This window comes from Zeimonas arvi, from assembly GCF_008039575.1.
GTDB lineage: Bacteria > Pseudomonadota > Gammaproteobacteria > Burkholderiales > Burkholderiaceae_E > Zeimonas > Zeimonas arvi.
In genome coordinates this window covers 528,914-547,453 of record NZ_VDUY01000003.1, presented here as the reverse complement: position 1 = coordinate 547,453, position 18,540 = coordinate 528,914, and the positions used below count along the sequence as shown (strand labels likewise).

Here is an 18,540-nt window from a genome sequence, read left to right as displayed (position 1 = left end):
GCGCCCGCGATGACGGCGCTGCAGCGATCCCGCCTGCTCCGAGCCCTGGCCGGGCTCGCGATCGTCACGGTGGCGATCGCGCACGACCTGGGCTGGCGCGCCATACCGACCCTGGCCGCGGTCGACCGCCAGCTCTACGATGGCCGCCAGGCCCTGATCCGGCCCACGCTCGATCCGCGCATCGTGATCGTCGACATCGACGAGCGCAGCCTCGCCGAGGAGGGCCGCTGGCCGTGGCCGCGCGAGCGGGTGGCGCAACTGGTCGACGCGGTCTTCGAAAAGGGCCGCCCGGCGGTCCTGGGCTTCGACACCCTGTTCGCCGAGCCGCAGCGCGAGGGCGACGGCGATCGCCGGCTGGCCGAGTCCCTGCGCAACCGGCCCACCGTGCTCGGCTACTACCTGACCAGCGACCGCGGCGGCCGGCGCACCGGCGTGCTGCCGGCGCAGGCCTTCGAGCGCGAGGCGGCCTCGGCGCTCGGCCTGGAGCTGATCCACACCGACGGCTACGGCAGCAACCTGCCCGAACTGGCCGAAGCGGCCGCCGCGCAGGGCTTCTTCAATTCCTTCATCGGCGCCGGCATCGACATCGACGGCACGGTGCGCGCGCTGCCGCTGCTGGCGGCGCATGGCAACGCGGTCAACGAGTCCTTCGCGCTGGCGGTGCTCCGCCAGTACCTCGGTTCGGCCGCACTGGCTGCCGGCCCCGAAACCCTGCGGGTGCATGGCAAGCGCGCCGACGTGACGATCCCGGTGTCCTTCGGCTATACCGCCATGGTGCCCTTCGCCGGATCTGGCGGGCCGCAGGGCGGGCGCTTCCGCTACCTGTCGGCCTCGGAAGTGCTGGCCGGAAACGTCGACTGGTCCCTGATGCGCGACCGGATCGTGTTGGTGGGCACCAGCGCTCCCGGCCTGACCGACCTGCGGGCCACCCCGGTCAGCGAGGTCTTCCCTGGGGTGGAGGTGCACGCCTCCTTGCTGGCCGGCGCGCTGGACGGCCGCATCAAGCGCCGCCCGGCGGATGCCGGCAGCGCGGGTGCCGCCGCCTCGCTGCTGGTGGGGGGCGGGCTGGCCGTGCTGCTGCCGGCGCTGGGGCCCATCGGCACCGCGCTGGCCTGCCTGCTGGCCCTGCTCACCATCGTGGGCGGCAACGCGATCGCCTATTCGAATCTCGACCTGATCCTGCCGATGGCCGCGCCGGTGGCCTTGGTGCTGGCGCTGGCGGTGTTCAACCTGCTGTTCGGCTATCTGGCCGAAGGCCGGGCGCGCCGCGCGGTGGTGCGGCTGTTCGGCGAGTACCTGTCGCCGGCGCTGGTCGAGCAGATGGCGCGCGACCCGGTGCACTGGCGGATGAAGGAGAGCCGCAACGCCGAGCTCAGCATCCTGTTCGCCGACATCCGCGGCTTCACGCGGATGGCCGAGTCGATGGATCCGGCGGCACTGCGCGACTACCTGAACACGGTGTTCACCGGCCTGACCAACGTGATCCACCGCTACGGCGGGACGGTCGACAAGTACATCGGCGACGCGGTGATGGCCTTCTGGGGCGCGCCGCTGGACGATCCCAGGCACGCCGACCACGCGGTCGACGCCGCGATCGCGATGCAGGAAGAGGCTCGCCGGCTCTCGGTGGACTTCGTGATGCGCGGGCTGCCGCCGCTGGTCATCGGCATCGGCGTGAACACCGGCCTGGCCCGCGTGGGCGACATGGGCTCGGCGGTCCGGCGCACCTACACGGCGCTGGGCGACGCGGTGAACCTGGCCTCGCGCATGGAAAGCTTGACCAAGCGCTACGAGGTGCCGATCATCGTCGGAGAAGCCACGACGCGCGCCGCGCGCGAGCACCGGTTCGACGAACTGCGGCCCGCCAACGTGGACGGGCGCAGCGAGCCGGTGCGAGTCTTCGTGCCGAGCACCGTCGGGGGCGGCCGCCCCGACGCACTGGACCCTCCGACCGTGCCGACGACGGCGGTCGAGGAACGACAACGGCAAAGGTTTGCCTCGGGAGCGCTCCATGAAGGTTCGGGTCCTCGGGTGTAGCGGCGGGATCGGCGCCCGCGCCCGGACGACCTCCTTCCTGGTCGACTCCGACATCCTGCTCGACGCCGGCACCGGCGTCGAAGACCTCACGGTCGAGGAACTGGCCGCGATCGACCACGTGTTCCTCACCCACTCGCACCTGGACCACATCTGCGCGCTGCCGCTGCTGGTGGATTCGGTGGGCGGACTGCGCAAGACCCCGGTCACGGTGCACGCGCTGCCCGAGACCATCGAGGCACTGCGCACCCACATCTTCAACTGGGTGATCTGGCCGGACTTCACCGAGATCCCGCACTACGACCGGCCCTGGATGAAGTTCGCGCCGCTGTCCATCGACCAGACCGTGCAGGTCGGCACCCGCTCGGTGCGCAGCCTGGCCGCCACGCACACCGTGCCGGCGCTGGCCTTCCACGTGCACTCACGCAACGGCTCCTTCGTGTTCTCCGGCGACACCGGCCCGAACGACGAGTTCTGGCGCCAGGTGAACGGCGTGGAAGATCTGCGCTTCCTGATCATCGAGACGGCCTTCGCCAACCGCGACCAGGACCTGGCCACCACCGCCCGGCATCTCTATCCGATCCAGCTCGGCGAGGAACTCGCGAAGCTGCGCCGCGAGCCGCAGGTGCTGATCACGCACCTGAAGCCCAGCGATCGGCTGACGATCGAGCGCGAGATCGAGGCCTGGGCGGGAAGGTTCTCGCCGCGGGTGCTGGAGCGGGGAGAAGTGCTGGAGGTTTGAGCGGCGGGTCCGTGGAAGACCCCGATCGGCACCCCGAAGCGCGGTGACAGCGCCTTCGCCGATCTCGCCGACCGGCGCATCGATCGTGGCGCGCGCCCGACGGCAGTCCTTCCCGACTTCACCGTCATCACGCCGATCAGTTCCCGGAAGGCGAGCCAGGCACGACGCAGCGCCTTGGGATTCGCGGCGGTGATCCGTGTGGCCCTTGCTGTCATCGATGCCTCCCTTTCCGGAGGCCGCAGTCGTAGTCGGCTGCGCTCTAACGGCACTTGATGTCTCCGGTGTCGAACATGGTGATCCGGCCACGCGGCTGCTGCGACCCGTGGTTCGTCGATGGAGGAGGGGCCGCATATCGATCGGCCCGATGAGCGAGTCCGGGCCGGCCGACCCGAGTCCGGAGCGAGTTGCAGACCGCGCTGACGCATTCCGTCACTTCCTGGTGACCGAACACGTCACCTGTCCACCCGAGGAAGCTGACGCGATGCGTCGCTGCGGCCCGCAGCAAGGCCGCGCGCGCCCTCCTGCGCGTGACATTTCTCACGGCCCCGCGCCCCGCAGGCCGTTCGTCGGCCCGCAGCCGCCGCAACCCGAGGTTGGCACAGCCCCTGCACATACCACCACGAGCCGACAGGATCGGCCCGCAACGAGATACTCAACAGGAGCAGATGGAATGATGAAGATGCAGAAAGTGCGCCGTCAGGTGCAAAAGGGTTTCACGCTGATCGAACTGATGATCGTCGTGGCGATCATCGGCATCCTGGCGGCGGTGGCGCTACCTGCTTATCAAGACTACACAGTGCGCGCCCGGGTTTCTGAGCTTGCCATTGCCGCTTCCGCGCAGAAGGCCACCGTCGGTGAGAACATCTCCAATGCTGGTGGGGTCATCGCGGCCACTGGGAACTGTCGGGGTGTGACGAATCTCGCGACCACGACCAAGAATGTCCTCTCCAGTGCCTGCACTGATGCAACTGGCGTTATCGCTGTCACGGGTACGACTGCCGCGAAGGACGTCGTGCTCACCTACACGCCTACCGTGAATGCTGACGGTACGATCACGTGGGCTTGTACTACTCCTGCGGCCAACAACAAGTACGTGCCTGCAGAGTGCCGCAGCTAATGGAGATGAAGATGGGGATCTAGTACTAGGCTATCCCTACACTGTGGAAAGAGGCCGCCTCGGTGGCCTCTTTTCATTGGCGCGCCCGGCACGGGCGCACTCCTGCGGGTGCAAGCCCCGCCGTAAGCTGGTCACTGCGAATGAAGCGAAGGTTACTCTGGTGCGCTATGGTCGGAAGGCTATTCCTCTTAGCTGCACTGATGACTTCTCGACTGCGTTCGGAAGTCGGTCGATTCCCCCAAATACCCCCGTAATCACCGCCACCGCATCCGCCCCCGCCTCGACCGCCCTCCGCGCATTCGAAGCATCCACCCCCCCGATCCCCACCACGTTCCACCCCCGCGCTTTCGCGCGCGTGAGCAGCTCGAGCGGCGCGCGCACCGCCCCCGGCTTCGTGCTCGACCCGAACAGGCTGCCGAAGGCCAGGTTGTCGGCCACCGCCGCATAGCGCTCCGCCCGCTCGAACTCGTCGTAGCAGGACACGCCGATGATCGCGTCGGGCCCGAGCCGCCTGCGCGCTTCGAAGGGGTTGTCGTCGTCACGGCCCAGGTGAACGCCGGCGGCGCCCGAGGCGATCGCCATGTCGACCGAGTCGTTCACGATCAGCGGCACGCCGCGCGAATGGCACACCCTTACCAGCATCCGCGCCTGCCGCAGCCGGGTCTCGGCATCGGCGGTCTTGTTCCGGTACTGCACCGCGCTGGCGCCGCCGGCGATCGCGGCGGCCACTGCTGCGGCCAGCCATTCGTCGTCGTCGGTGTCGGGGGTCAGCGCATAGAGGCCGCGGATCGGCACTTTCGGCGGCGGCGGGGGCAGGGTGTCGTCGGCGCTTGCAGCGGTATCGCCGGCGGCCGCGCCGCCCCTGGATTCTTCAGCCAAGACACACTCCTGTGCGTTCGTCGCAACATCCTCGCCACTGGTCGGTGCCCATCGGTGGCGCTTCGGGGCCGAGGTTACCATCGCCTCACAGGGAAAAAGGGCCTGCGCAGCGGGCGGCCGGCGGCGGAACTCGCCGGCACGCAAGCCCCGCGCGACGGGTCCTGAAGAACGACCATCAGCCAGGAGAAACCAGATGAGCGACGCGCAGAACGCCGGCTTTCGAACGTGGATGTGCCTGATTTGCGGCTGGATCTACAACGAGGAAGACGGTCTGCCCGACGAGGGAATTCCGCCCGGCACGCGCTGGGAGGACATCCCGATGAACTGGACCTGTCCCGAATGCGGCGCCCGCAAGGAGGACTTCGAGATGGTGGAGGTATGAGATGAGCCAAGCGGCCGGCCTGTCGGGCCTGAAGGTGCTGGTGATCGACGACAGCAACACGATCCGCCGCAGCGCCGAGATCTTCCTGAAGCAGGCAGGCTGCGAGGTGCTGCTCGCCGAGGACGGCTTCGATGCGCTCGCCAAGATCGCGGACCACGAGCCCGACCTGATCTTCTGCGACATCCTGATGCCGCGGCTCGACGGCTACCAGACCTGCGCGCTGATCAAGAAGAGCCCGCGCTACCGCGACATTCCTGTGATCATGCTGTCCAGCAAGGACGGCCTGTTCGATCGCGCGCGTGGCCGCATGGTGGGCTCGGACCAGTATCTGACCAAGCCCTTCACCAAGGACACGTTGATCCGCACGGTGGGCGAGCACCTGAATCGAAGCGTGGCCGCTGCGAACTCGGCAGGCAAGAGCGCGGGCGCTTCCGATGCGTCCGAGCCCGGGACGGCGGCAAGTGTCGCGACCGGCATCACGCTGTCGTTCGCAGCCACCGCCTGACCCCGCACGCGTGACCCCGTTCCGCCCGAGCCGACCCGGCACGATCCACCCGAGCCCGCCCGACTTCATGAAGATCCTCGTCGTCGACGACTCGCCCACCGAGCGCTGGTTCCTCACCGACCTGCTGTTGCGCAGTGGCTATCAGGTGGCCACTGCGTCCAGCGGCGAGGAGGCCTTGTCGAAGGTGCGGGTCGAGCGCCCGGGGCTGATCGTGCTCGACGTGGTCATGCCGGGCCGAAACGGTTTCCAGATCACGCGCGACCTGTCCCGCGATCCCGAAACGAAGGGCATCCCGATCATCCTGTGCTCGAGCAAGGATGCCGAGATCGACCGCATCTGGGGCCTGCGCCAGGGCGCGCGCGACTACCTCACCAAGCCGGTTCGCCCCGAGGAACTGCTCCAGCGCGTGGCCGAACTGGCCACCGCCTGAGCGCTGGACGTCAACGACACCACGCCGCCGATGAACGACCGCAAGAAGAACCTTCGCGAATTCCAGGCGCGCCTGTCCGAGCGCCTGCGCCAGGCCGCGTCGGGCGCGGCGCCCACCGCGCGGCTGGGCGTGCAGGTCGGCTCGCGCCGGCTGCTGGTCGAGCTGTCCGAGGCCGGCGAGGTCGTGCCGCTTCCGCAGACGATCGCGCCGGTGCCGCTGACCCGCGACTGGTTCCGCGGCCTGGTGAACCTGCGCGGCTCGCTGTACGCGGTGTCCGACCTGGCGCGATTCGTGGGCGATTCCTTCACGCCGGCCAGCCGCGAGGCGCGGCTGATCGCCTTCGCGCCGCGGCTGGGCCTGAACGCGTCGGTGGTGGTGGCCCGGATGCTGGGGCTGCAGAACGTCGAGACGATGAAGCCGGCCGAAGGCAACGCGGTAGGCGGCGACGACGAGCACGGCAATCCGGCGGTCAGTCGATCCGCCAGCGGCGAGCGCCCCGCCTGGCTCGGCGCCGACTGGATCGACGCCGAAGGCCGCCTGTGGACCGAACTGAGCCTCGCCAGGCTCGCCGTCGACGATCGCTTCATGGCGGTTGCCCGCTGATGCGTCGGATGCGAAGAAGAGACCAAGCATGCTGAAGATGGCCATCAAGCTCCCGGGGTTCAGGCAGTCACGGTCGAACGTACCCGTCGATGCCGCGCCCGACACCGCGCTGATCGAGACCCTGTTGCCCGACGACGGCGGCGAGCCGATCGGCTTCGATTCCCACGACGCCGATGCCGACGACGCGGTGCGGGCCGGCGGCACCCGGCGGCGCAAGCGCTTCACGATCCCCTTCATCGGCCACCTGCCTTTCCAGTCGCAGCTCAAGGTCTGGCTGCCCGTGCTGCTGATGTCGGCGCTGCTCGGCCTGGCCTTCCTGTGGCTCGACGCCCGCCAGGCCACTGACACCGCGCGCTGGACCCAGTGGCTGGGCGATGCGCTGACCCACTCGCAGCGGCTGGCCAAGGCCGCCCCGAACGCGATCGCCGGCAACACCGATGCCTTCCGCCAGCTCGACGAGAGCCGCCAGACCGTGAACCGCTCGCTGCGCCAGCTCGCCGATGCCGGCGTGGCCGCGCCGCTCGGGGCGGACGCGCCCGACGCCGCGGCCCTGCTCGATGGCTGGCGTCCCAGCGACCAGGCGGCCGCCGCGCTGCTGGGTCAGCAGGCCCTGCTGACCTCGCTGGCCGACTTCCGTCAGCAGGTGGCCCGCACCAATCCTCAGCTGCTGGCAGCCACCCAGGTCGTGGCCACCAATCGCCTGCAGGCCGGCGCCTCGGCTCGCGAGGTGGCGATGGCCGGCGAGCTGGTGGCGCTGTCGCAGCGCATCGCCCGCGACGCCGGGGCGCTGGGTATTGCCGACGTGGTCGATGCCGAGGGCCTGCGGCAGGCCGTCAGCTCGCTGCGCCAGCTGTCGGACGCGCTGCTCAACGGCAGCGACCGGATGCGCATCTCTCCTGTGGGCGAGGGCGAGGCGCGGCGCTCGCTGGAGTGGCTGCGCCAGGCGAGCACCGCCACCGAAGCCTCGCTCGCCACGCTGATGACCAATTTCCAGGGCATGCAGCAGGCCCGCGCGGCCGAGCGACGGATCTTCGCGGACAGCGAGCCGGTGCGCGGTCGTCTGGAGTCGCTGCGCGACGCGCTGCGCGCCGGCGGCGGCCTGGCCGCCTGGAGCAAGGTGATCGCGGCGGTGTCGGGCGCGGTGGCGCTGCTGGCGCTGTTCGGCATGTTCCGCGCCTTCCTGTCCGACAGCGAGCAGCGCGCCGAGGAGGCCGAGCGCCAGCGCGCGGTGGCCGAGCGGCTGGAGCAGGAAGCCAAGCGCGCCAACGACCAGAACCAGGGCGCGATCCTGAGGCTGATGAACGAGCTGCAGGAAGTGGCCGACGGCGACCTGACGATCCAGGCCACCGTGTCGGAGGACATCACCGGCGCGATCGCCGATTCGGTCAACTACACGGTCGAGGAGCTGCGCAGCCTGGTGTCTCGGATCAACGCCACCGCCGAGATGGTCGGCGAGGCCTCGTCAAAGGCGCAGATGACGGCGTCCAGCCTGCAGGCGGCCAGCGAGCAGCAGTCGCGCGAGATCCGCGAGACCGGCGAGTCGGTGCTGCGAATGGCCCAGCAGATCAACGAGGTGTCGGCCCGCGCTGCCGAGTCGGCGCAGGTGGCGCGCCACTCGCTGTCGGCGTCCGAGGAAGGCTCGCGCGCGGTGGACAACGCGATCAGCGGCATGAACGGCATCCGCGACCAGATCCAGGAGACGGCCAAGCGGATCAAGCGGCTCGGCGAGTCCTCGCAGGAGGTGGGCGAGATCATCGAGCTGATCTCGGACATCACCGAGCAGACCAACGTGCTCGCGCTCAACGCGGCCATCCAGGCGGCGTCGGCCGGCGAGGCCGGGCGCGGCTTCACGATCGTGGCCGAGGAGGTGCAGCGGCTGGCCGAGCGCTCGGCCGAGGCCACCAAGCAGATCGCCGCGCTGATCCGAACCATCCAGACCGACACGCAGGACGCGGTCGCCGCCATGGAGCGCAGCACCCAGGGCGTGGTCGAGGGCACACGGCTGTCCGACGAGGCCGGCCGCGCGCTCGGCGAGATCGGCCGCGTGTCCAAGCACCTGGCCGAGCTGATCGAGGACTTCTCGAACACCACGTCCAAGCAGGCCGCGTCGGCCGGCACCGTGGCCCAGTCGATCCAGCGCATTCTGCTGGTGACCGAACAGACCAGCGAAGGCACCCTGCAGACGGCGGGCTCCATTCGCCAGCTCTCCGAACTCGCGCAGGAACTGAAGAGCTCGGTGACTCGCTTCAAGGTCGCTTGAGGAAGGCGCCATGAGGAACGCCCAATGAGGGACGAGGTCCAGCAGTTCGACGCGGCGCCCGACTTGTCGGTGCTGTCCTGGTGCGCGTCCGAGATCCGGCAGTCGCTGCAGAACGCGGTCGATGCGCTGCGCCGCCAGCTCGGCGCCGGACCCGACGACGCCTCGGCCTTGCGCGCCGCGCGCACCGGCGTTCACCAGGCGCATGGGGCACTGGCCATCGTCGGCCTGTCGGGCGTGCCGATGATGACCGCCGAGGCCGAGCGCTTCCTCGATGCGGTCGAGACCGGCGCTTTGCCGCTGGACGCGGCCGCCGTCGATACCTTCGCCGGCGCCTGCGGTGCGGTGGCCGAGTACCTGGACCGCCTGCTCGCGGGCGAGTCGCACCAGCCGCTGCATCTCTTCCCCTATTACCGCGACCTGCTCGCCACGCGCGGCGCACAACGCATCCACCCCGCGGATCTCTTCGTGGTGCCGCAGCCCCGGTGCGCCTTCGAGGCGCCCGAGGTCCGTGTGCGCGACTCGGCCACACTGGCTGCCGCGCGAGGCGAGTTCGAGCGCGGTCTGCTGCGGCTGATGCGCGACCCGAAAGACGCGGCTGCGCTGGCGGCGATGCGCGACGCGGTCGAGACGGTCCTGCATTCCGAGCGCGGCGCCAGGCAGGCCGCGTTCTGGCGCGCGGCCCTGGCCTGCTTCGACGCCTGGCGCGATGGCGCGCTGCCGCTCGACGTGCCCGCCAAGCGCCTGCTGGCCCGGATCAACCTGCAGATCCGCCAGACGGTGATCGAGCTGTTGCCGGTCGCCGATCGCCTGCTTGCCGAGACCCTGTTCCTGCTCGCCGGCGCGCGCGAAGGCTCGCCGCTGGTGCGCGAAGTCCGGGAGGCATTCGGGCTGGACGACGCGATCCCCCCCGACTACGAGACCCGGCGCTACGGCGCCTTCGATCCCGCAGCGCTCGATCTCGCGCGCGGTGCACTGGCTGCCGCCAAGCAGGCCTGGGACAGCCTTTCTTCGGGGCCCGTGGCGGCCTCGGCCCGGCTCGAGGCCACCAGGCACTTCGTCGATGCGGTGGCCAGCCTGCCCGCCGCCGGCCTGGCTCGCCTCGCGGCGGGCCTGCTCGATTGCGCGCACGCCGCGGCCTCGCCCGAGCGAGAGACCGACGAGGCGCTGGCGCTCGAAGCGGCCAGCGCGCTGCTCTTCGCCGAGCAGATCTTCGAGCACGGGCTCGCACGCGCCGGTGAGCTGGAGTCGCGAGCCGTCGAACTGGGCGACCGGCTTCACGTGGCGGCCAAGTCGACCGGCGAGCTGCCGCCGCTGCCGGACTGGATGCGTGCGCTCGGACAGGCAGCCCACGAACGGATCACGATGGCGACCTTCGTCGCCGAGTCGCGCGCCACGCTGCAGCAGGTCGAGCAGGCGCTGGACGCTTACTTCCGCGACCAGTCCCAGCATGTCGGACTGGCCGGCGCGGGGCGTCAGCTGCGCCAGATCGGCGGCGCGCTGAAGCTGCTCGGCCATGCGCAGGCGGGCGACGCCGCCGCCGCGGTGGCGGGGCAGGTCGACGCTTTCGCCGAGGCTGCTCGGGCCGAGGCCGCCCGCATCGAAGCCGCTGAGGTCGACGCCGCGCTCGACGCGCCGGCAGAGACCGGTGACGAGCGCGGCGCCGAACCGGCCGCTCCTGTTGCCCGATTCGAGGACGTCGCCGCAAGCCTCGGCGCGCTCGGCTTCTTCGTCGATGGGCTGACCTCGCCCGACCGGGCGGGCATCGGCGTGGCGTTCGATCCGGATACCGGGCGCATCCAGGCCTCGGTCGATGCGGGCATGGACGCGCAGGCCGGCGTCGACGCCCGGCCGAGCGTCGGTGTGAGGAGGACTCACGCGGGCGCGCCGACGGAAACCGCGCGCCCGCCGGCAGAATCCGAAACCGTTGCAGCCACGGCTGCGCCGACGGAAGCCCCCGCATCGGCTGTCGCGGCAATCGCGCCTGCGACCATCGATTCCTCGGCGGCCGGATCCGTGGCTGCCGAATCCGCCGCCGCTCCCGCCCCGGAGTCCGATGCGGCCTCACCCGATCTCGAACTGCTCGAGATCTTCCTCGGCGAAGCGGTCGAGGTGCTCGACGCGATCGACGAGGCGGTCGGTCTTTCGCGGGAGGCCCCGTCCGACCCCGACGCGCTGACCGCGATCCGCCGCGGCTTCCACACGCTCAAGGGCTCGGGCCGGATGGTCGGCCTGACCGACGTGGGCGATGCCGCCTGGTCGATGGAGCGGGTGCTCAACCTGTGGCTGGCCGAGACCCGGCCCGCCGGCCCCGAACTGCACGACCTGATCGAGCTGGTGGCGGCGCTCTTCCGCGGCTGGGTCGGCGTGCTGGCCGATCGGCCGCAGGCCAGGATCGATCCGTCGCCGGTCGTCGATGCCGCCAACGCGGTGCACGATGGCCGTCCGGGCGATGAGGCGCTGGCCGCATTGGTGGCCGCCGGCGCGACACTCGCCGCGGGCTTCGACGATGGCGCCGGAACTGCCGTCGAATCGAGGACCGAGGCCGGCGACGACAGCGCGGCCGACAGTTTTGGTCGTCCGACGCTGGATCTGGACGATGAGTTCGACCTGTCGCAGGTCGCCGCTGTCCCGGCTGACGAAGCTGCGGCTCCGGAAGGACCGCGGGCTGGCGAAGAAGAACAGACTCGCGACGACACCCAGGCTCTCGAAGAACCGGCTGTCGACGACCCTGAGCTCGAGCCGGCCGCGCCGCCGGTGTCGGAAACGCCGCGCGCGGCCGACGAGCCTCTCGAAATCGACGAGCTTCCCGAAGTCGAGGAGCTTCCTGTGGTCGAGGAGCTTCCTGTGGTCGAGGCGCTTCCTGTAGCGGAAGCGCTTCCCGCGGTCGACGAGCCCATCGTCGTTGAGGCGCCGACTGAACTTGCCGAACTCGAATCCAGCGAGATCGCTTCGCCGCCCGCGATCGAGCCGGTGGAGATCGAAGCGGGGGATCTCGCGGCGATCGATATCGATCCGATCGTCGAAGCGGAGCCGGTTGCCGAAGCGGAGCCGGCCGCGGCGGCCGCACCGGCCGTCGAACCCGAGCCCTCCGACGAAGTCCGGATCGGCCCCGTGGCCCTGAGCCGCCCGCTCTACGAGATCTTCCTCGGTGAGGCCGATTCGCTGATCGCGACGCTGCTCGCCGATGCCGATGCCTGGGCCGCCTCGCCGGCACGCGCCGCGACCGATCACGCGCAGCGCGCGGTGCACTCTCTGAAAGGCAGCGCCTCGGTGGTGTCGCTGCGCCCGGTGCAGGCGATGGCCGATCGGCTCGAAGCCTTCCTGCTGAGCCAGCGCGCCAGCGGCCGCGCGATGGCTCCGGAAGACCTCGCGGACTACGGTCGCTGCATCGAGACGATCCAGGCGATGCTCCATCGCTTCGCCGCGGGGCAAATGCCCGGCGACGAGCCGGCCGCGCTCGCGCTGGCCCACCAGCTTGCCGCTCGCTGGGAGGCGCCTCGCCTGGCGCCGCGTCGTGCCGAGCCTGCCGAACCTGCCGAGGCCGGCGAACTCGATGCGGACCTGCTGCCGCTCTTCGTCGAGGAAGCCACCGATATCCTGCCGCAGATCGGCGAGAACCTGCGCGCCTGGCAGTCGCAGCCCGCCGATCGCGCGCTTCAGCAGCTGCTGATGCGCCAGCTTCACACGGTGAAGGGCAGCGCGCGGATGGCCGGCGCCATGGCGCTGGGCCAGCGGGTGCACGAGATGGAAACCCGCGTCGAGGCCGCCAACGGACTCACGGTGGTGCCGCTCGCGCTGATCGACGAGCTGGTGGCCGAGCACGACGAAGTCGTCGAGATGTTCGAGGCGATCCGCGAGCGCGGCGTTGCGGGTCCTGGCGCGGCCGAGCACGTCCAGGCCGTCGAGCCCGCCGCCGGGGTCGATGCCGATGCCGACTTCGCACTCGAGGTTTCGGCCGAGGCGCACGAGGTTCCGGCGGAAGATGACGTCGATGCGGCGCCCATCGCGGCGACGGCCGCGCAAGCCGACCAGCCGGATCTGGCCGCGCGCACTCCGGCCGACGCCGCCTCCGACCGGGCCCCACGCACGGCCGCGCCCGCTTCCGCATCGCGCGAAGTCGCCATGCCTGCCGTGCCCGCGCCCCAGCCGGGCGCCAATGCGCTGGTCCGCGTTCGCGCGGACCTCCTCGACCGGCTGGTCAACGAATCCGGCGAGGTGTCGATCGCGCGCTCGCGGCTGGACAACGAGCTGTCGCAGCTGCGCCAGTCGCTGCAGGACCTCACCGAGAACGTGGGCCGCCTGCGCACGCAGTTGCGCGAGATCGAGATCCAGGCCGAGTCGCAGATCCAGGCGCGCAACGCGCAGCGCCGCGAAAAGGACAGCGACTTCGACCCGCTGGAGTTCGACCGCTTCACCCGCTTCCAGGAGCTGACCCGGATGCTGGCCGAATCGGTCAACGACGTGGCCACCGTCCAGCAGAACGCGATGCGCAGCCTGGATGGCGCCACGCAGGACATGCTGCGCCAGGGCCAGGTGCTGCGCGAGCTCCAGCAGAACCTGATGCGGATGCGGATGGTCCAGTTCGGATCGATCTCAGACCGCCTGTATCGCGTGGTCCGGCAGGCCGCCAAGGAGCTCGGCAAGCGGGTCAGCATGGACGTGCGCGGCGCTTCGGTCGAGGTCGATCGCGGCGTGCTCGAACGCATGGCTGCGCCGATCGAGCACCTGCTGCGCAACGCGGTGGCCCACGGCGTGGAGCCGCCGGCCGCACGGCTGGCTGCGGGCAAGGCCGAGACCGGCGAGATTCGCCTCGAGGTGAGGCAGGAAGGCAACGAGGTCGTGCTGGTCTTCGCCGACGACGGCGGCGGCCTCGATACCGCGCGCATCGTGGCCAAGGCCAGGGAGAACGGTCTGGTCCGCGAGGACCAGACGGTGTCCGAGGCGCAGGCCAGCGAGCTGATCTTCCTGCCGGGCTTCAGCACCGCGGGCACGGTCGACGAGATCAGCGGTCGCGGTGTGGGCCTGGACGTGGTCCGCGCCGAAGTCGCTTCGCTGGGCGGCCGCATCGACATCGAGTCGGCGCACGGCGCCGGGACTCGCTTCATCGTTCACCTGCCGCTCACGCTCGCAATCGCGCAGGTGGTGCTGGTCACCGTGGGGCCGCTCAAGTACGCGATTCCGGCGTCCAGCGTCGAGCAGGTGCTGCAGTACCGGCCGCAGGCGCTCGCCGATGCCTACGCCGCCGGCAACATCGACTGGCAGGGCGCCCGTGTGCCGATGCACTACCTGGGCACGCTGGTCGACGCGCGCGAGCTCAAGCCGGTGGCCCAGCATCAGTCGCCGGTCGTGGTGATCCGCTCCGCCAACCAGCGGCTCGCGATCCACGTGGACTCGGTGAGCCCCACTCAGGAAGTCGTGGTCAAGAACGTCGGGCCGCAGGTGGCGCGGGTGCGCGGCATCGGCGGCGCCACCGTGCTCGGCAACGGCGACATCGTCCTGATCCTGAACGCGGTACGGCTCGCCCAGGCGGTGCTTGGCGACGCCTGGCTGGACCGCGGCGCGGCGGGTCCCAAGGTCGCCGCGCTGGCCGACGTGCCGCCGACCGTGATGGTGGTCGACGACTCGCTGACCGTGCGCAAGGTCACCCAGCGACTGCTGGTCCGCGAAGGCTACGACGTGATGCTCGCCAAGGACGGCGTCGACGCGCTGCGCCAGCTCCAGGATCGCCGTCCCGACGTGATGCTGGTCGACATCGAGATGCCGCGGATGGACGGCTTCGACCTGACGCGCAACCTGCGCGGCGACGAGCGCTACCGCGACATTCCGATCGTGATGATCACCTCGCGAACCGCGGACAAGCATCGGAATTACGCGATGTCCCTGGGCGTGGACGTGTATCTCGGCAAACCGTATCGCGACGACGAGTTGCTGCGCCACGTCGCCGGCTTCACGCGAGGACGCGCGGCGCGCACCGGCTGAGTCGCGCTTCGCACGTCCGCGTGATGATCGGGCGCGCACCGGGATCGAGGCCCTTTGTCGCTGAAGAACGCAGGGTGATCGACGACCCGGATCAGCCTTCCCAGTTCCGGATCGACAGCCCCTCGATGCGCTCGAATTCGCGAAGATTTCGGCTGATCAGCGTGAGCCCCCTGGCGAGAGCCTGTCCTGCGATCAAGATGTCGTATGCCCCGATCGGCGTGCCCCGCTTCTCCAGCGCCGCGCGTGCGGCACCTGCCTGGCGGGCGTCCTCGCGATCGAATTCGAGGGTCTGCAGCTGGATGCCGTCGATGATGGCGAGGTTGCGTGCGACGCGCACGCTCTTGTACGCGCCGTAGAAGAGTTCGTAGACCACGATCGACGACACGCCGATCTCGGCAGGCGCAACGCGCCGCACACGGCGCGTCAGCGCCGGCGCGCTGCCGTTCAACAGGCCGATGACGGCGTTCGTGTCGAGCAGGTAACGGGCCATCGCTGCCGCTCTCCGCTCAGTCGAACAGGCCGTCGAGGTCCGGGCGGTGCTGCTGCCGGGGCTCCTCGTGCGCAGCGCGTGCCGCGTCCTCATCGAGCTTGCCGACCAGGGCGTCCAGCCAGTCCCAGTTCTCCGGTGCGGGTTCCAGGATGACCGCATTCCCGTGGCGCCTGATCCGGACTTCCGCGGTGTCGAAGCGGAACTCCTTTGGCAGCCTGACGGCTTGGGAGCGACCAGTCCAGAAGATCTTGGCGGTGTCCATATCGGCCTCTTTCGATATATCTTTTTGAGATATACCAAATTCGGAGGCAAGCCGCAATGGGTCTGACGACCTATCCCGGAAGCCGTCGCCACGCCGCAGGTCCTAGGTCGACCGGGCTGCGGCAAAGCGCTTCAAAGTGGTCTCGCGGGCGACCGCATGGTCGACGATCGGCATCGGGTAGTCGACGCCGAGCCGCAGGCCGGCTCGCTCCAGTTCGGCCGGCGACGCCATCCACGGCGCGTGGATCGCCTCCTCGGACAGTCCGGCCAGCTGCGGCAGGTAGCGGCGGATGAACTTGCCCTGCGGGTCGAACTTCTGTGACTGCGTGACCGGATTGAAGATCCGGAACCAGGGCTGCGCGTCGCATCCGGTGGAGGCCGCCCACTGCCAGCCGCCGTTGTTGGCGGCCAGGTCGTAGTCGTTGAGCTGCTCGGCGAACCAGCGTTCGCCGCGCCGCCAGTCGATGCCCAGGTCCTTCACCAGGAAGGAGGCCACGATCATCCGCAGCCGGTTGTGCATGTAGCCGCTGCGGCGGATCTGCATGATGGCCGCGTCGACGATCGGATAGCCGGTGCGGCCTTCGCGCCAGGCCTCGAACAGCGCGTCGCCCTCGGCGCCGTCGACCCAGCGGATCGCGTCGTACTCGGGGCGGAAGGCGTGGTCGACCACCTGGGGGTGGTGGTGCAGGATATGGAAGTAGAAGTCGCGCCAGATCAGCTCGTTCAGCCAGGTCGACGCGCCCTCGGCGGCGGCCGGGTCGCCGCGCATCGTCTGCAAGGCCAGCCGCGCTGCCGCGCGGATCGACAGGGTGCCGAATCGCAGGTGCACCGACAGGTAGGAGGGGCCGCGCACCGCGGGGTAGTCGCGGGTGTCGCGATAGCGGCCGATGCGGTCGGCGAAGTCGGCCAGCGCTCGGCGGGCGCCCGATTCGCCCGGCTCGATGCCCAGCTCGGACAGGTTGGTCACCGAGAAGCCCAGCGACTCGAGGGGCAGCAGTCCGAGGGCGGGCGGCGAGGCGGTCCGGCCGCCCTCGCCGGTTCCAGCGCTCCCAGGGGGCGCGAGCCGGCCTCCCAGCCGCACCGGCCGCTCGGCCAGGTCCGCGTCGACCAGCCGCTTCATCCAGGCGTTGCGGTAGGGCGTGAACACCGAAAAGGGCTTGCCCTGGCCGGTCAGCACCTCGCCGCGCTCGAAGACGGCCTGGTCCTTGAAGGTTCGAAGCTCGCGCCCGTCCCGGGCGAGCGCCGCGCGCACTGCCTCGTCGCGAGCGACCGCGGCCGGCTCGTAGTCGTGGTTCGCATACACGGCCGCCACGCCGAGCCGCGCTGCGAGCGCGGGGATCGCCTCGGCCGGGCGACCGTGGAGCACGTGCAGCCCGCCGCCGAGCTCGCGCAGCCGGGCGTCGAGCTCGGCGAGCGAGCGCCAGATGAACTCCACCCGGCGGTCGCGGCGCATTGCGCCGGCGACGCGACCGGGGTCGCCGGATGCCTGGGCCGCGGCCGGCGTCTCCGCCAACGGGCCGGCCTCTTCCTGTCCGGGCAAGGGATCCAGGATGTCCCGATCGAACACGAAGGCGAGGTGGACTTTCGGAAAATCGTCCAGCGCGGCCGATAGCGCGGCGTGGTCGGCAAGGCGCAGATCTCGTCGCAGCCAGACCAGGGCGGCGGGGGCGTCGCGGGGCGGAATGTCCATCGGGCAGGCAGGGTCGGAGAACGGCGGGACAGGGGCGAACGCCGCCCCTGGAAACATCGAGCAGGATACGGGCGAACGGCGCGCGGCTGCCGGATTGTGCCGCTGCCGCCCGCCCCCGTACAATCGATGCATGACTCCCGAGCACGCATCGAGCCTCGCCAACCACTTCCTGATCGCCATGCCCGACATGGCCGATCCGAACTTCGGCGGGGCGGTCGTCTTCCTGGCCGAGCACGGCCCGAAGGGCGCCCTCGGCCTGGTGATCAATCGGCCCACCGATCTCGACCTGGCCACGTTGTTCGAGCGCATCGACCTGAAGCTCGAGCAGGGCGAGCGCGCCCGCGAGCCGGTGTATTACGGCGGACCGGTACAGCGCGACCGTGGCTTCGTGCTGCACCGGCCGGTCGGCCACTGGAACTCCACGGTCACCGTGTCCGAGGAGATCGGCCTCACTTCTTCGAAGGACGTGCTCGAGGCCGTGGCCCAGGGCGAGGGGCCCGAGGGCATGCTGGTCACGCTCGGCTACTCGGGCTGGGGCCCGGGCCAGCTCGAGGACGAGATCGGCCGCAATGCCTGGCTCACCGTGCCGGCCACGCCGGGGCTGATCTTCGACACCCCGGTGGACGAGCGCTTCCTGGGCGCCTTCCAGCTGCTCGGCATCGACCCGACCTTCCTGGCATCTTCCGCCGGGCATGCCTGAGGCCGGGCCGGCCAGCGGCGCCACGTCGGGCGCGCGCGCCGGCCTGCGGTCCGCGCTGCCGCGCGACGCGGTGCTGCTCGGCTTCGACTTCGGTACCCGCCGGATCGGCGTGGCGGTGGGCAACACGCTCACCGAGTCCGCGCGCCCGCTCTGCATCGTGGCGGCCGAGCCGGTCGACGCGCGCTTCGCGAAGCTCGGCGAGCTGATCCGCGATTGGCAGCCGGCGGCGCTGGTGGTCGGGCGCCCGCTGCACGCCGACGGCAATCCCAACGACACCACGCCAAAGTGCGAGCGCTTCGCGCGGCAACTGGGCGGACGCTTCGGGCTGCCGGTGGCGATGGTGGACGAGCGCTATTCGAGCGTGGCGGGCGACGCCGGCGAGCCGGGCAACGACGCCGAAGCCGCCGCCACAATCCTGCGACAATACTTGTCCGGCGGCTGATCCCGGGCGCCGGACCGACTTCGACC

Annotated in this window: 14 protein-coding genes and 1 pseudogene; 11 read left to right on the top strand and 4 right to left on the bottom strand. The window is 70.4% G+C overall.

Annotation, left to right across the window (positions count from 1 at the left end; all coding sequences use genetic code 11):
* Positions 1-9 precede the first annotated feature (9 nt).
* The 3 genes from FHP08_RS09980 to FHP08_RS09970 all read left to right on the top strand — a co-directional run bounded on the left by FHP08_RS09980 (position 10) and on the right by FHP08_RS09970 (position 3,893).
* Positions 10-2,037: a CHASE2 domain-containing protein gene (locus FHP08_RS09980; RefSeq protein ID WP_147704290.1), complete on the top strand. Its 2,028-nt coding sequence runs from the start codon at positions 10-12 to the stop codon at positions 2,035-2,037.
* Complete coding sequence (locus FHP08_RS09975; protein ID WP_147704289.1) at positions 2,012-2,776, top strand: 3',5'-cyclic-nucleotide phosphodiesterase; 765 nt, start codon at positions 2,012-2,014, stop codon at positions 2,774-2,776. Before FHP08_RS09980 ends, FHP08_RS09975 begins: the two co-directional genes overlap by 26 nt.
* 670 nt (positions 2,777-3,446) lie before the next feature.
* Positions 3,447-3,893 (top strand): pilin, encoded by a 447-nt coding sequence (locus FHP08_RS09970; protein ID WP_222707857.1) that lies wholly within the window; start codon positions 3,447-3,449, stop codon positions 3,891-3,893.
* Between the two features lie 165 nt (positions 3,894-4,058).
* Here FHP08_RS09970 and thiE read toward each other — a convergent pair whose 3' ends face one another.
* Entirely contained in the window at positions 4,059-4,772 is a 714-nt protein-coding gene (gene thiE, locus FHP08_RS09965; protein WP_222707856.1) for a thiamine phosphate synthase, read from the bottom strand.
* A gap of 193 nt (positions 4,773-4,965) precedes the next feature.
* Between thiE and FHP08_RS09960 the strand changes: the two genes are divergently transcribed.
* The 6 genes and pseudogenes from FHP08_RS09960 (at position 4,966) to FHP08_RS09935 (ending at position 14,931) form a co-directional block, all read left to right on the top strand.
* Positions 4,966-5,154, top strand: a complete 189-nt coding sequence (locus FHP08_RS09960; RefSeq protein ID WP_147704288.1) for a rubredoxin — start codon at positions 4,966-4,968, stop codon at positions 5,152-5,154.
* 1 nt (position 5,155) lies between these two features.
* Positions 5,156-5,551, top strand: a pseudogene (locus FHP08_RS09955) (response regulator); the annotation flags it as partial.
* 175 nt (positions 5,552-5,726) lie between these two features.
* Positions 5,727-6,089: a response regulator gene (locus FHP08_RS09950; RefSeq protein ID WP_147704286.1), complete on the top strand. Its 363-nt coding sequence runs from the start codon at positions 5,727-5,729 to the stop codon at positions 6,087-6,089.
* A gap of 30 nt (positions 6,090-6,119) precedes the next feature.
* Positions 6,120-6,692, top strand: a complete 573-nt coding sequence (locus tag FHP08_RS09945; protein WP_147704285.1) for a chemotaxis protein CheW — start codon at positions 6,120-6,122, stop codon at positions 6,690-6,692.
* A 28-nt stretch (positions 6,693-6,720) separates the two neighbouring features.
* Complete coding sequence (locus tag FHP08_RS09940; RefSeq protein WP_147704284.1) at positions 6,721-8,952, top strand: methyl-accepting chemotaxis protein; 2,232 nt, start codon at positions 6,721-6,723, stop codon at positions 8,950-8,952.
* Positions 8,953-8,976: 24 nt separating this feature from the next.
* Positions 8,977-14,931 (top strand): Hpt domain-containing protein, encoded by a 5,955-nt coding sequence (locus tag FHP08_RS09935; RefSeq protein ID WP_147704283.1) that lies wholly within the window; start codon positions 8,977-8,979, stop codon positions 14,929-14,931.
* Between the two features lie 91 nt (positions 14,932-15,022).
* On the opposite strand, the gene FHP08_RS09930 is transcribed toward FHP08_RS09935, so the two are convergent.
* From FHP08_RS09930 to FHP08_RS09920, 3 genes are all read right to left on the bottom strand, one after another.
* Positions 15,023-15,421 (bottom strand): type II toxin-antitoxin system VapC family toxin, encoded by a 399-nt coding sequence (locus FHP08_RS09930; protein ID WP_147704282.1) that lies wholly within the window; start codon positions 15,419-15,421, stop codon positions 15,023-15,025.
* Between the two features lie 16 nt (positions 15,422-15,437).
* Complete coding sequence (locus FHP08_RS09925; protein WP_147704281.1) at positions 15,438-15,683, bottom strand: antitoxin; 246 nt, start codon at positions 15,681-15,683, stop codon at positions 15,438-15,440.
* 102 nt (positions 15,684-15,785) lie between these two features.
* Positions 15,786-17,372, bottom strand: coding sequence for a cryptochrome/photolyase family protein (locus tag FHP08_RS09920; protein ID WP_147704280.1), 1,587 nt, complete (start codon positions 17,370-17,372; stop codon positions 15,786-15,788).
* A 130-nt stretch (positions 17,373-17,502) separates the two neighbouring features.
* Between FHP08_RS09920 and FHP08_RS09915 the strand changes: the two genes are divergently transcribed.
* Both FHP08_RS09915 and ruvX read left to right on the top strand, forming a co-directional pair.
* The gene (locus FHP08_RS09915) at positions 17,503-18,072 is read left to right on the top strand and encodes a YqgE/AlgH family protein (RefSeq protein ID WP_147704279.1); all 570 of its coding nucleotides are present in this window, start codon (positions 17,503-17,505) and stop codon (positions 18,070-18,072) included.
* Positions 18,073-18,115: 43 nt separating this feature from the next.
* Complete coding sequence (ruvX, locus tag FHP08_RS09910; RefSeq protein ID WP_187272250.1) at positions 18,116-18,514, top strand: Holliday junction resolvase RuvX; 399 nt, start codon at positions 18,116-18,118, stop codon at positions 18,512-18,514.
* Positions 18,515-18,540: the final 26 nt, after the last annotated feature.